Origin of the sequence: Collimonas arenae (assembly GCF_000786695.1) — a bacterium.
In the GTDB taxonomy this organism is placed as follows: domain Bacteria; phylum Pseudomonadota; class Gammaproteobacteria; order Burkholderiales; family Burkholderiaceae_D; genus Collimonas; species Collimonas arenae_A.
Genome location: NZ_CP009962.1, coordinates 460,654 through 474,190, shown reverse-complemented (window position 1 = coordinate 474,190; position 13,537 = coordinate 460,654). Strand labels below are relative to the sequence as shown.

Genomic DNA, 13,537 nt, shown 5'->3' with positions numbered 1-13,537 from the left:
ATTCGATTCAGCAGTAGAGGAGGAACGCGCTATAGAAAGCGGAAGCAGACCAAAGAACGTTCGGCCCTTAGAGCCTACAATCGAGAACCCGCGAGTATATCCCTATGATGCCTGGCAGTCAACCGCAGTCTAGGATAGGTGCCTCCTAAACACAACAGTCCGGACGCCTGTCGGCGATCACCACCAGACCATTGTCACTTTGAATACCTCGCGATTGGCAAAGGCCGTCTATATCTCATATGCCGTGGTCACCCGCGCCAGCTTTGCGGGATAATGGGATTCGACTATTTTCACCCTTCATGATGCCCGCCTTGTTTCGCCGCAATAACCTGTTCGTGCTGGTTACCTACCTGGCCCTGTCCCTGGTTCCCTTCGTGCCTTTGCTGTTCGGGCAAACTGTAGATCACCCGATCCGCATCATCGTTACGGAAATCGCGCTCTGGCTAGTGATATGGTCCATCTTCAAGCGGCCCTTCTGGTTCCACTGGATGCTGTTGCCGGCGTTCCTGGCCTTGCCCACCGAAATCTATCTGCGCAAATTCTACGGCCAGGGCATCTCCACTCACCATCTCGGCATCATCGCCGAAACCAGTCCTGGCGAGGCGATGGAGTTTCTCGGCGACAAAATTTGGTGGCTCGCGCTGATTCTTGCCACGATCGTGCTGTGGTGGGCACTCAGTTGGCTGGCGGCCAGCCGGACCCGCGACCTGGATCTCGACGGTCGCTTGCGTTGGCCTGGTTGGTTAATACTCACTCTTGGCCTATGCGTTTGGTTATATGGTGAGGAAATCGGAATTCAAGCGGCGCAGGTAAGTACGGCCCCCGGGAAGGTAGCTCCCTTACCAAGCTCGCAAACGCTTACCAGCCATTTCGGCAAGCTCCCGAATTGGGCTGCACTGCCGCTGGAAGCAGAACCCATGGGTCATACCTGGCCTTTCGGATTGGCAGTACGCGGCTACGATTTCTGGAAGGAACGTGAGTATCTGGACGATCTCGAGCACAAGAACAGCCAGTTCCACTTTGGCGCCCATCAAACCAGCCAGCAGAACACGCCACAAATTGTAGTCATGGTCATCGGGGAATCATCGCGCTTCGACCGCTGGAGCCTGAATGGCTATCAGCGCGACACCAATCCCCTGCTCAGCAAGGAAAGCAACCTTGTCAGCTTTTCCGATGTCATTACCTCGGTGTCTGCCACACGCCTGTCCGTCCCGGTGATGGTGTCGCGCAAACCGGCCACTGAAAGCTTGAAAGCCGGCTTTGCCGAAAAATCGTTCATCACCGGCTACAAGGAAGCCGGCTTCAAGACTTACTGGATTTCAAACCAGATGTCGTATGGTAAGTTTGACACCCCGGTATCGGTATTTGCCAATGAGGCCGATGTGGTCCAGTTCCTGAACCTTGGCGGCTTTACCGATGCCTCCAACCTCGACGCCATTCTGTTGCCGCAATTACAAAAAGCCATGGCCGATCCGGCGCCAAAGAAGCTGATCGTGCTGCACACCTTGGGCAATCATTGGAACTACAGCCATCGCTATCCCCAGGAGTTCGACAAATGGCAGCCATCGCTATTCGGGATTGAGCATCCGGCCTATACCAACCTCGCCAACAAAGCCGCGCTCAGTAACAGCTACGACAATTCGATCCGCTATGTGGACTGGTTCCTGGCACAGGTAATCGACAAACTCAGGGATTCCAAGCAACTGAGCGCGATGATGTATTTCTCTGACCACGGCCAGACACTGTACGACGGCAGCTGCAAAATCGCCTTCCACGGCCACAACACCCAGTTCGAATTCCATATCCCTGCGCTGATGTGGTATTCCGATATCTATAAGCAAACCTACCCGGACAAGGTCGATCAGCTGCTTCGCCACAAACGCGCACGGATGACCACTGAAAACGTGTTCCATTCGCTGCTGGACCTGGCTGACATCCGCTATCCCGACGAGCATCTTGAATGGAGCTTCCTCAGCAGCAAGTTGCGCCCGCACAAACGCTATGTCGATAGCTATGGCTGGACTGACTATGACAACTCTACGTTCAAAGGCGACTGCCGCGAGGTAATCGATAACGGCAAGCCTATGCGTCAGCAGCGCGATTAGGCAGTCAGTTCCGCAATGTCTGCGGTAAATGACCAACATACTTATCTTCAGCCATAAATAAAAACGGCGGTAGATGATTTCTCATCCACCGCCGTTTTACTTGCTAATCCACTAAAAGGATTAAGCTTCGCCGCTTTCTTGTGCGCCCAGCTCTTCAGCTGCGCGCGCTTCCGCTGCAGCAAGACGCGCTGCCTGCTCGGATTGCAACAGTGCTGTGCGCTCTTCCGCTTCCCAGCTGTCTTTTTCCTTGCGGGCGCGGTGGAATGCGAGACCGGTACCGGCTGGGATCAGACGACCAACGATCACGTTTTCCTTCAGGCCGCGCAACGTGTCTTTCTTGCCCATGATTGCAGCTTCGGTCAACACGCGGGTAGTTTCCTGGAACGATGCGGCCGAGATGAACGAATCGGTCGACAGCGATGCCTTGGTAATACCCAGCAATACGTTCTCGTAGGTTGCAGGAATCTTGCCAGCTGCAATCACACGATCGTTTTCGTCCAGCAGTTCCGAACGCTCGACTTGCTCACCAGTGATGTACGAAGCATCGCCGGCATCAACGATCTGAACGCGACGCAGCATCTGGCGCACAATCACTTCGATGTGCTTGTCGTTGATCTTCACGCCTTGCAAACGGTACACGTCTTGCACTTCGTCGACGATATAACGTGCCAGCGCTTCGATACCCAACAGGCGCAGGATGTCTTGCGGATCGGCCGGGCCGTCGACAATCATTTCACCCTTGTTCACAACCTGGCCGTCATGTACCAGCACTTGCTTGTCCTTGGTAATCAGGAACTCGTGCTTGTTGCCGTCCATGTCTGTGATTTCCAGACGTTGCTTGCCCTTGGTTTCCTTACCGAACGCCACAGTACCTGTGACTTCAGCCAGCATACCTGCATCCTTCGGCGAACGCGCTTCGAACAGTTCGGCAACACGTGGCAGACCCCCGGTAATATCGCGCGTCTTTTGCGATTCTGTCGGGATACGCGCCAGCACTTCACCAACGTGTACTTGCTGACCGTCTTTCACGGTAATCAGCGCGCCAACCTGGAAGCCGATGGTCACTGCGTGTTCAGTACCGGCAATCTTGACTTCTTCGCCTTGCTCGTTCAACAGCTTAACTTGTGGACGAACAGTCTTGGTCACCGAACCACGGCGCTTCGCATCGATAACCACCAATGTCGACAGACCGGTCACTTCATCGATCTGACGGGCAACGGTCGAACCTTCTTCGACGTTCTCGAAACGGACAGTACCTGTGTACTCGGTAATGATCGGACGAGTCAGCGGATCCCATGTTGCCAATGCCGTACCCGCCTTGATGGTCAAGCCATCTTTGACGATCAGGGTCGCACCGTAAGGTACTTTATGACGCTCGCGCTCACGGCCGTGGTCGTCAGTGATCAGGACTTCACCGGAACGGGAAATCACGATCAATTCACCCTTGCCGTTAGTCACGTAACGCATGGTCGCTGTGAAGCGAACCGTACCGTTGGACTTGGCTTCAACACTCGATGCCACTGCCGAACGCGATGCCGCACCACCGATGTGGAAGGTACGCATGGTCAGCTGGGTACCTGGCTCACCGATCGACTGCGCAGCAACCACACCGACTGCTTCACCGTTGTTGACCAGCGTGCCGCGGCCCAGATCGCGACCGTAACATTGCGCGCACAGGCCGTAGCGTGTGTCGCAAGTCAGCGGCGTACGGACCTTGACCTCATCGATGCCGAGGCGTTCGATTTCTTCCACCGCATCTTCGTCCAGCAACGTACCGGACTCGTACAAGGTGCCTTGTGTTTCAGGATTGACGATATCGTTGGCAGCAACACGGCCGAGGATACGGTCGCGCAGCGCTTCGATCACTTCACCGCCTTCAACCATCGCCTTCATCGACGCGCCGTTGGAAGTGCCGCAATCATCTTCGATCACGACCAGATCCTGGGTCACATCGACCAAACGGCGTGTCAGGTAACCCGAGTTCGCTGTTTTCAGCGCGGTATCGGCCAGACCTTTACGCGCACCGTGCGTCGAAATAAAGTACTGCAAAACGTTCAGACCTTCGCGGAAGTTCGCGGTGATCGGCGTTTCGATAATCGAACCATCCGGTTTCGCCATCAGGCCACGCATACCGGCCAGCTGACGAATCTGCGCTGCGGAACCACGCGCACCGGAGTCGGCCATCATGTAAATCGCGTTGAACGATTCCTGAGTACCCTTGGTGCCGTCGCGGCGAACCACGTCTTCCACCTTCAGTTGTTCCATCATGGCCTTGCCGACGTCGTCGCCGGCCTTGCCCCAGATGTCCACCACTTTGTTGTAGCGTTCGCCGGCAGTCACCAGACCGGACGAGTACTGCTGTTCGATCTGTTTCACTTCTTGTTCTGCGGTGGCGATGATGGTTGCCTTTTGTGGCGGTACCAGCATGTCATCCACGCAGATCGAAATACCTGCACGGGTCGCCAGGCGGAAACCGGACTGCATCAACTGGTCGGCAAACACCACCGTAGCGCGCAGACCGCATTTGCGGAACGACGTGTTGATCAGCTTCGAGATTTCCTTTTTCTTCAACGCGCGGTTCAGCACGGTGAATGGCAGGCCCTTCGGCAGGATTTCCGACAAGATAGCGCGGCCAACGGTTGTTTCGTAGCGCTTGATGGTCTTGACGAATTCACCTGTTGCCGGATCCTTCGGATACTCGGTAATACGCACGGTAATGCGGGTAGTCAGTTCGACTTCCTTGTTGTCGTAGGCGCGAATGGCTTCCGACACGTCAGGGAACATCATGCCTTCGCCCTTGCCGTTGATTTGCTCACGGGTGGCGTAGTACAGACCCAGCACGATATCCTGGGACGGCACGATCGACGGTTCGCCGTTCGACGGGAACAGGATGTTGTTGGAAGCCAGCATCAAAGTGCGTGCTTCCATTTGCGCTTCGATCGACAATGGAACGTGGACCGCCATCTGGTCACCGTCAAAGTCGGCATTGAATGCGGCGCAAACCAGCGGGTGCAATTGAATTGCCTTGCCTTCGATCAGGACCGGTTCAAACGCTTGGATACCCAGACGGTGCAAAGTAGGCGCACGGTTCAACATGACCGGATGTTCACGGATCACGTCTTCCAGAATGTCCCACACGACCGAAGTCTGGTTTTCAACTTCTTTCTTGGCTGCCTTGATGGTGCTGGCGATGCCCATCACTTCCAGCTTGTGGAAAATGAATGGCTTGAACAGCTCCAGAGCCATCAATTTCGGCAAACCGCATTGATGCAGTTTCAGTTGTGGACCCACCACGATAACCGAACGACCGGAGTAGTCGACGCGCTTACCCAGCAAGTTCTGACGGAAACGGCCGCCCTTACCCTTGATCATTTCTGCCAGGGATTTCAGAGGACGCTTGTTGGCGCCTGTCATTGCCTTACCGCGACGGCCGTTATCCAGCAGCGAGTCAACCGCTTCCTGCAACATCCGCTTTTCGTTGCGGGTGATGATTTCCGGAGCGCGCAATTCCATCAGGCGCTTCAGACGGTTGTTACGGTTGATGACGCGGCGATACAGGTCGTTCAGATCGGAGGTAGCGAAACGGCCGCCATCCAGCGGTACCAGCGGACGCAACTCAGGCGGCAGCACCGGCAACACTTCCATGATCATCCAGTCAGGCTTGATGCCCGAACGTTGGAACGCTTCCAGCACTTTCAGGCGCTTGGCGTATTTCTTGATCTTGGCTTCGGACTTCGATTCTTTCAATTCCTGGCGCAGGGTTTCCGCATCGCGGTCGATATCGATCGCGCGCAGCAACTCACGGATGCCTTCAGCGCCCATGAATGCGGTGAAATCGTCGCCGTACTCTTCGTACTTGGCGGCGTAATCGTCTTCCGACATGATCTGGCAGCGCTTCAGCGGCGTCATGCCTGGATCAGTGATAACGTAGGCTTCAAAATACAATACGCGTTCGATATCCCGCAGGGTCATGTCGAGGACCATGCCCAGACGCGACGGCAGCGATTTCAGGAACCAGATATGTGCAGTAGGCGAAGCCAGTTCGATGTGGCCCATGCGCTCACGGCGCACCTTGGCCAGCGTGACTTCAACGCCGCACTTTTCGCAGATCACACCGCGATGCTTCAGACGCTTGTACTTGCCGCAGAGGCATTCGTAGTCTTTGATCGGGCCAAAAATCTTGGCGCAGAACAAACCGTCGCGCTCTGGCTTGAAGGTACGATAGTTGATGGTTTCAGGCTTTTTTACTTCGCCATAAGACCATGAACGGATTTTTTCGGGCGACGCCAGACCAATCTTGATCGAGTCGAACTGTTCATTTTGCTGAACTTGCTTGAATAAATCGAGCAGTGCTTTCATGTATCACTCCAGTTGGCGTGAAGAAACTAAGATTCTTTACTGTTGCTGCGCGGGGGAATTTGATCACCCCCACTTCCTTTGTATCGCTGCAGTCCGGTCTAACTCGATCTCACGGTCTAGTCAGTTGGGGACAGAGTAATTCGTCGCCTTTCGGCGCCTCTTAAAGCCATTGCTGGCCGCCTCTGTCCCACAATGAGGGACGGTCGATTTGGATCGCTTATTCGCGATCCAAATCCATGTCGATACCCAGCGAGCGGATTTCTTTCAACAACACGTTGAAGGATTCCGGCATGCCAGCGTCGATTACATGGTCACCCTTGACCAGGTTTTCATACACTTTGGTACGACCGTTTACGTCATCCGACTTCACTGTCAGCATTTCTTGCAGCACGTACGACGCGCCGTAAGCTTCCAATGCCCAAACTTCCATCTCACCGAAACGCTGGCCACCGAACTGCGCTTTACCACCCAGCGGCTGCTGGGTCACCAACGAATAAGGACCGGTGGAACGTGCATGCATCTTGTCGTCGACCAGATGGTGCAGTTTCAGGTAATGCATGTAGCCGACGGTAACGTTACGCTCGAAAGCTTCACCGGTACGGCCGTCATACATCGTGACCTGATTCTTCGATGGCGTCATACCCAGTTGCTTGGCGATGGCGTCCGGATAAGCCAGATCCAGCATGCGGCGGATTTCATCTTCATGCGCACCGTCAAACACTGGCGTTGCGAACGGTACACCTAGCTTCAGGTTGTCCGCCAGGTGCAGGATTTCCTCGTCGCTCATCGCATCCAGGTCTTCGGTCTTGCCCGATTCGTTGTAGATGGTGTTGAGGAACTTGCGCAGTTCGGCAATCTTGGTTTGCGCCTTCAGCATTTCGCCGATACGCAGACCCAGACCCTTGGCAGCCCAGCCCAGATGCACTTCCAGAACCTGACCGATGTTCATCCGCGATGGAACGCCCAACGGGTTCAGCACGATATCTGCCGGCGTACCGTCTGCCATGTGCGGCATGTCTTCGATAGGCAAGATGCGCGAAACCACACCCTTGTTACCGTGACGGCCGGCCATCTTGTCGCCTGGTTGCAGACGGCGCTTAACAGCCAGGTAAACCTTGACCATTTTTTGCACGCCAGGCTGCAGCTCATCACCTTGGGTCAGCTTCTTGCGCTTCTCTTCAAATGCCAGGTCGAACTGGTGGCGCTTCTCGGCGATCGATTCCTTGATCGCTTCCAGCGCTACCGCTGCATCGTCGTCCGCAGGGCGGATATCGAACCAGTGATATTTGTCCAGGTCTGCCAGGTATTCCTTGGTCAGCTTGGTGCCTTTGGCCAGTTTCTTCGGCCCGCCATTGACAACCTTGCCGATCAGCATACGCTCCAGACGCTCGAAGGCATCGCCTTCAACGATACGCAACTGGTCGTTCAGATCCAGGCGATAGCGTTGCAGTTCGTCGTCGATGATCTGCTGTGCACGCTTGTCGCGTTGGATGCCTTCGCGGGTAAACACTTGCACATCGATCACGGTGCCGACCATGCCGGAAGGCACGCGCAGCGATGTATCTTTTACGTCCGATGCTTTTTCGCCGAAGATCGCGCGCAGCAGCTTTTCTTCTGGCGTCAGCTGGGTTTCCCCCTTAGGCGTCACCTTACCGACCAGCGTATCGCCGGCTTCGACTTCAGCACCGATGTAAACGATGCCGGATTCATCCAGACGCGCCAACTGGTTTTCGGCCAGGTTGGAGATGTCGCGGGTGATTTCTTCAGCGCCCAGCTTGGTGTCGCGAGCAACTACCGACAACTCTTCGATATGGATCGAAGTGTAGCGGTCGTCCGCAACAACTTTTTCGGAGATCAGGATCGAATCTTCGAAGTTGTAGCCGTTCCATGGCATAAACGCCACCAACATGTTCTGACCCAGAGCCAGTTCGCCCAGATCGGTCGATGCGCCGTCGGCGATCACGTCGTGCTTAGCGACACGGTCACCAACTTGCACGATCGGCCGCTGGTTGATGTTGGTGTTCTGGTTGGAACGTGTGTACTTGATCAGGTTGTAGATATCGACACCGACTTCGCCGGCAGTCGCTTCTTCGTCATTCACGCGAATAACGACGCGGCCTGCATCGACGTAGTCAACGATACCGCCACGCAGTGCCTGCACGGTAGTACCCGAGTCAACTGCCACGGTACGTTCGATACCGGTACCAACCAATGCCTTCTCTGGGCGCAGGCATGGAACTGCCTGACGCTGCATGTTGGCGCCCATCAATGCACGGTTCGCGTCATCGTGTTCGAGGAACGGGATCAGCGATGCCGCTACCGAAACCACTTGGCCTGGCGCCACGTCCATGTACTGGACACGTTCCGGCGATACCAGGATCGTTTCGCCTGCTTCACGCGCAGAAACCAGTTCATCCGACAGCTTCAGGGACTTGTCGATGGTCGCATTCGCCTGGGCGATGATATAGCGGCCCTCTTCAATTGCCGACAGATAGTCGATCTGGTCGGTAACCTTGCTGTCTTCAACTTTGCGGTACGGGGTCTCGAGGAAACCGTATTCGTTCAGGCGAGCATACAAAGCCAGCGAGTTGATCAGACCAATGTTCGGTCCCTCAGGCGTTTCGATCGGGCATACGCGGCCATAATGGGTCGGATGCACGTCGCGGACTTCAAAGCCAGCGCGCTCACGGGTCAAACCGCCCGGTCCAAGTGCCGATACACGGCGCTTGTGGGTGATTTCCGACAGCGGGTTGGTCTGGTCCATAAACTGCGACAACTGCGACGAACCGAAGAATTCACGGATAGCGGCCGAAATCGGCTTGGAATTGATCAGGTCGTGCGGCATCAGGTTGTCCGCTTCGGCTTGGCCGAGGCGTTCCTTGACTGCACGCTCAACGCGCACCAGACCGGCACGGAACTGGTTCTCGGCCAGTTCGCCGACACAACGCACACGACGGTTACCCAAGTGATCGATATCGTCCACTTCGCCGCGGCCGTTACGCAATTCCACCAGGATCTTGATCACAGCCAGCACGTCTTCGTTCGACAGCGTCATGGCGCCAGTCAGTTCGTCGCGGCCAATGCGGCGGTTGAACTTCATGCGGCCGACAGCCGACAGATCGTAACGGTCAGCGTTGTAGAACAGACCGTTGAACAGCGCCTCAACCGAATCTTCGGTTGGCGGTTCGCCTGGACGCATCATGCGATAGATCGCAACGCGGGCGGCCATCTGGTCATTGGTGTCATCGCTACGCAGTGTTTGCGAGATGTAGCTACCTTGGTCCAGATCGTTGGTGTACAGGGTCTGGATATCGCTGATATCCGCTTCACGCAGCTTGGCCAGCAATTCTTCCGTCAACTCGTCGTTGGCATTGGCGACCACTTCGCCTGTGTCGCCGTCAACGATGTTGCGCGCCAATACGCGGCCCAGCAGATAGTCTTCCGGTACCGAGATATGCTTGATGCCTGCAGCTTCCACGTCACGCACGTGCTTGGAATTGATACGCTTGTCTTTAGCGACCAGGACCTTGCCGGCTTTGTCGGTGATGTCGAAACGCGCGACTTCGCCACGCAGGCGTTCTGCAACGAATTCCATCTCTGCGCCTTCGTTACGCAACGCGAAGTTGTCGAACACGAAGAAATTGGCCAGGATCTGCTCGACCGACATGCCGATCGCTTTCAGCAGGATTGTGACTGGCATCTTGCGGCGACGGTCGACGCGGAAGAACAGGATGTCTTTCGGGTCGAATTCGAAGTCGAGCCATGAACCGCGGTAAGGAATGATACGTGCGGAGAACAGCAATTTGCCGGACGAGTGCGTCTTGCCGCGGTCATGTTCAAAGAACACGCCTGGCGAGCGATGCAGCTGCGATACGATGACGCGCTCGGTGCCGTTGATAACGAACGAACCGGTAGTCGTCATGAGCGGCAATTCGCCCATGTAGACTTCTTGTTCTTTCATTTCCTTGACGACCGGCTTGGTCGGCGATTCTTTATCCAGAATCACCAGGCGTACCTTGGCACGCAGAGGCGACGCGAACGTCAATCCACGTTGTTGGCATTCCTTGACGTCGAACGGCGGATCGCCGAGAACGTAGGACAGGAACTCGAGACGCGCAAAACCATTGTGCGAAACGATAGGGAAAATAGAAGTGAAAGCCGATTGAAGGCCCTCATTCTTACGTTGAGACGGTACTTTGTCTGCTTGTAAAAAGCCAAGATACGACTCGAGCTGGGTCGCCAGCAGGAACGGAACGTGGTGAACGTTAGCGCGTTTCGCAAAGGATTTACGAATACGCTTCTTCTCAGTAAATGAGTAGTGCATTGAACACTCCGTGAGTGACAGGAAGGATAGAGAATTCAGGATTCGCTGGATCTTTCAATGAAACTAGACAAAACTAATGGTCCGGCTACACTGTCTTAACCAACAATTCCTCAAGTCTCAGCCCTTCGAGCTTGATGGCAACGGACGCTTAATAAAACAACAAGCGCTAAACAAATTCGAAAACGACAAAGGAGCCAAAGCCGAACTCTCCTTTTCGAGAGTTCTGCACTTTGACTCCAGCGCAATAAATGCGCTCAAAAAAGCTGAAATTACTTGATGTCAGCTTTTGCGCCAGCTTCAACCAGCTTCTTCTGTGCTGCTTCAGCGTCGGCCTTCGAAACGCCTTCTTTAACTGGCTTCGGTGCACCGTCAACCAGGTCTTTAGCTTCTTTCAAGCCCAGACCAGTGATTTCGCGAACAGCCTTAATTACGCCAACCTTGTTCGCGCCGATTTCCGACAGAACAACGGTGAACTCAGTTTGCTCTTCAACAGCAGCAGCTGCACCGCCGCCTGCGCCGCCAGCAACAGCAACTGCAGCTGCCGAAACGCCAAACTTCTCTTCGAATGCCTTAACCAGGTCATTCAATTCCATAACTGTCAATGTGTCGATTTGTGACAGGAATGCGTCTTTGTCAAAAGCCATTTGAAACTCCTAATTTTTTACAGTAAATACATCTGATTGGTATTAACGCTAAAAAAGCGCCGAGTACGTGCTTGATTAAGCAGCAGTAGTTTCGGCTTCTTTTTTCGCTGCGAGAGCAGCCAAACCACGCACAAATCCAGCGATCGGCATCTGCATCATGCCCACAACCTGGGCCAGCAGAACTTCGCGACTTGGAATGTTTGCCAACGCTTGCACACCCGCTTTATCAAGCGACTTGCCAGCGAAGTTACCTGCCTTAACAACCAGTTTGTCGTTGGTTTTTGCAAAGTCATTGATGACTTTTGCAGCAGCAACGGCATCCTCGGAGATCGAATAGATCAACGGGCCGGTCATTTGTGAGGCGAGGTCGGCAAACGCGGTACCTTCAACGGCGCGACGTGCGAGTGTATTTTTCAACACACGCAGATACACACCCTGGGTACGCGCATTAGCGCGCAGTTGGGTCAAGTGACCAACCTGGATGCCACGATATTCGGCCACAACGATAGTCTGCGCGTTTGCTACTTTTGCGGAGACTTCAGCGACTACGGCCTTTTTGTCATTCAGATTGAGACTCAAGATCAACCTCCAAAAATGATGCTCGGATATGACACAACCGCAAATGGCTGCTTTCCTTACATCGGTTCGAACACGGCGTCCGAAGTTAGGAGTTCAGAACTTGCGCATGATTACTCAGAGTAAATCAGCACGCAGCGATGAGACTGCAAAACTTGTTCGGGTACACCATCTGCGTTGGGTTACTTCCGCGGTTTAACTTTGTGCCCGGCTGCTGCACGCCGCCCAACGGTCTTTGATTGCCTGGACTTGCATCGTTACTTCCAATACAGGTCCAGCCCAAAGATTCGCCTGAAGACCAAGGTCTTCAGGACTTAACTTTTAATCAGTTGAGGACAGAGTAGCGCTACGCTTAACTCTGTCCCGCAATACTTTATTAAGCTTAAGCAGCCAATGTCGACTGGTCGACACGGACGCCAGCGCCCATAGTCGAAGACATTGAGATCTTGCGCAGGTATACACCCTTGCTGGTGGCTGGCTTTGCTTTGCTCAATGCGTCGATCAGTGCCAACAAGTTGGACTTCAGTTCTGCATCGCTAAACGATTTACGACCGATGGTTGCGTGAACGATACCGGCTTTGTCGGTACGGTATTGCACTTGACCGGCTTTTGCGTTCTTGACGGCAGTAGCGACGTCAGGAGTAACAGTACCGACCTTCGGATTTGGCATCAAGCCGCGTGGGCCCAGGATCTGACCCAGGGTACCAACGATACGCATGGTATCTGGCGATGCGATCACGATATCGAAAGGCATGTTACCGGCTTTGATCTGCTCAGCCAGGTCTTCCATACCAACGATGTCGGCGCCGGCAGCTTTAGCTTGTTCGGCTTTTTCGCCGGAAGCAAATACTGCAACGCGAACGGTCTTGCCTGTGCCTGCTGGCAGCACGACGGAACCACGAACCACTTGATCCGATTTCTTGGCATCAACGCCCAGTTGGACGGATACGTCGATCGATTCATTGAATTTTGCGTTAGCGCATTCCTTGATCAACGCAACAGCGTTATCGAATGGATATGCCTTGGTGCGATCAACTTTAGCTTTGATCGCTTTTGCGCGTTTAGTTAACTTAGCCATTACAGACCCTCCACCGTGATGCCCATCGAACGAGCAGAACCAGCGATAGTACGAACGCCGGCTTCCAGATCAGCACCAGTCAAATCGGGCTTCTTCAAGGTAGCGATTTCTTCTGCTTGCTTACGGGTGATCGAACCGACTTTGTCGGTATGCGGCTTAGCCGAACCCTTAGTGATGCCAGCAGCTTTCTTGATCAGGATCGTTGCTGGAGGAGTCTTCATCACGAAAGTGAAGGACTTGTCAGCGAACGCGGTGATCACGACTGGAATTGGCAGACCTGGTTCAACACCTTGGGTCTGGGCATTAAATGCCTTACAGAATTCCATGATGTTCAAACCGCGCTGACCCAGTGCTGGACCAATCGGTGGGGATGGGTTTGCTTTACCAGCTGGAACTTGCAGCTTGATAAAACCAATGATTTTCTTTGCCATGATGGCTCCTACGTTAAGTG

The 13,537-nt window shown here is 54.4% G+C and carries 7 protein-coding genes; 1 reads left to right on the top strand and 6 read right to left on the bottom strand.

The genetic code is table 11. From position 1 onward, the window contains the following. Window positions 1–302 precede the first annotated feature (302 nt). Complete coding sequence (locus LT85_RS01965; protein ID WP_038494770.1) at window positions 303–2,105, top strand: phosphoethanolamine transferase; 1,803 nt, start codon at window positions 303–305, stop codon at window positions 2,103–2,105. 120 nt (window positions 2,106–2,225) lie between these two features. Here the strand turns inward: LT85_RS01965 and rpoC are convergent, their stop codons facing one another. The 6 genes from rpoC to rplK all read right to left on the bottom strand — a co-directional run bounded on the left by rpoC (window position 2,226) and on the right by rplK (window position 13,517). Continuing rightward, entirely contained in the window at window positions 2,226–6,464 is a 4,239-nt protein-coding gene (gene rpoC, locus LT85_RS01960; protein WP_038484637.1) for a DNA-directed RNA polymerase subunit beta', read from the bottom strand. A 217-nt stretch (window positions 6,465–6,681) separates the two neighbouring features. Next, window positions 6,682–10,788, bottom strand: a complete 4,107-nt coding sequence (rpoB, locus tag LT85_RS01955; RefSeq protein ID WP_038484634.1) for a DNA-directed RNA polymerase subunit beta — start codon at window positions 10,786–10,788, stop codon at window positions 6,682–6,684. A 269-nt stretch (window positions 10,789–11,057) separates the two neighbouring features. Next, complete coding sequence (gene rplL, locus LT85_RS01945) at window positions 11,058–11,432, bottom strand: 50S ribosomal protein L7/L12 (protein ID WP_038484628.1); 375 nt, start codon at window positions 11,430–11,432, stop codon at window positions 11,058–11,060. A 75-nt stretch (window positions 11,433–11,507) separates the two neighbouring features. Further along, complete coding sequence (rplJ, locus tag LT85_RS01940) at window positions 11,508–12,011, bottom strand: 50S ribosomal protein L10 (RefSeq protein WP_038484626.1); 504 nt, start codon at window positions 12,009–12,011, stop codon at window positions 11,508–11,510. A gap of 379 nt (window positions 12,012–12,390) precedes the next feature. After that, window positions 12,391–13,086, bottom strand: coding sequence for a 50S ribosomal protein L1 (gene rplA / locus LT85_RS01935; protein WP_038484624.1), 696 nt, complete (start codon window positions 13,084–13,086; stop codon window positions 12,391–12,393). Then, entirely contained in the window at window positions 13,086–13,517 is a 432-nt protein-coding gene (gene rplK / locus LT85_RS01930) for a 50S ribosomal protein L11 (RefSeq protein ID WP_038484621.1), read from the bottom strand. The genes rplA and rplK overlap by 1 nt, the downstream gene beginning before the upstream one ends. Window positions 13,518–13,537 lie beyond the last annotated feature (20 nt).

Bases quoted from the DNA above. Each gene is read 5' to 3' on its own strand.
- LT85_RS01965 (WP_038494770.1), top strand. From the start codon at position 303: ATGCCCGCCTTGTTTCGCCGCAATAACCTGTTCGTGCTGGTTACCTAC.
- rplL (WP_038484628.1), bottom strand. From the start codon at position 11,432: ATGGCTTTTGACAAAGACGCATTCCTGTCACAAATCGACACATTGACA.
- rpoC (WP_038484637.1), bottom strand. From the start codon at position 6,464: ATGAAAGCACTGCTCGATTTATTCAAGCAAGTTCAGCAAAATGAACAG.
- rplA (WP_038484624.1), bottom strand. From the start codon at position 13,086: ATGGCTAAGTTAACTAAACGCGCAAAAGCGATCAAAGCTAAAGTTGAT.
- rplK (WP_038484621.1), bottom strand. From the start codon at position 13,517: ATGGCAAAGAAAATCATTGGTTTTATCAAGCTGCAAGTTCCAGCTGGT.
- rpoB (WP_038484634.1), bottom strand. From the start codon at position 10,788: ATGCACTACTCATTTACTGAGAAGAAGCGTATTCGTAAATCCTTTGCG.